The sequence below is a fragment of the Tritonibacter sp. SIMBA_163 genome (assembly GCF_046535935.1).
Lineage (GTDB): Bacteria > Pseudomonadota > Alphaproteobacteria > Rhodobacterales > Rhodobacteraceae > Epibacterium > Epibacterium scottomollicae.
The window spans coordinates 1-232 of record NZ_JAWJBP010001440.1; the positions used below are offsets into that span (position 1 = coordinate 1).

Consider the following 232-nt stretch of genomic DNA (forward strand, 5'->3'; position numbering starts at 1 on the left):
CCTGTCGCGGGCGATGGGGCACAACGGCCGGGCAAAGGTCCGCCTGGTGCAGGGCAGCCACATCGTCGTGAAGAAGAAGTTCGACGACCCGCGGGCCTATTTCTTCCAGAACCCGGACAACCGGATCATCTTCGCCATTCCCTATCAGCAGGACTACACGCTGATCGGCACCACCGATCGCGACTTCGGCAGCGATCCGACGGATATCCGGATCAGCCAGGAAGAAACCGAT

Annotated in this window: 1 pseudogene; it reads left to right on the forward strand. The window is 61.2% G+C overall.

Going from position 1 to position 232, the window contains the following annotated elements:
• Positions 1-232 (forward strand): annotated as a pseudogene (locus tag R0J92_RS27055) (glycerol-3-phosphate dehydrogenase); the annotation flags it as partial.